The organism is Mycobacterium persicum, from assembly GCF_002086675.1.
GTDB lineage: Bacteria > Actinomycetota > Actinomycetes > Mycobacteriales > Mycobacteriaceae > Mycobacterium > Mycobacterium persicum.
This window is the reverse complement of sequence record NZ_MVIF01000378.1, coordinates 1-228: the sequence shown is the minus strand read 5'-3', so window position 1 is coordinate 228 and position 228 is coordinate 1. Positions and strand designations below refer to the sequence as shown.

Here is a 228-nt window from a genome sequence, read left to right as displayed (position 1 = left end):
GTCCGCGCCCTTGCCGCCGGTGCCGCCCACGCCACCGGTGCCGCCGTTGCCGGCGGTGCCATCAGCACCAACAGTGGAGCCCAAACCGCCCTTGCCGGCGTCGCCGCCTTGGCCGCCGGTGCCGCCGGTGCCGCCGGCCTGACCCGCCACCGCCGGGTTGGTGCTGTCGGTGCCGGTACCACCTTGACCACCGGTGCCACCGGTGCCACCCACACCGCCTTGGCCGCC

Annotated in this window: 1 pseudogene; it reads right to left on the bottom strand. The window is 76.8% G+C overall.

Annotated features, from left to right (window positions below):
• Positions 1-228, bottom strand: a pseudogene (locus BST40_RS33740) (hypothetical protein); the annotation flags it as partial.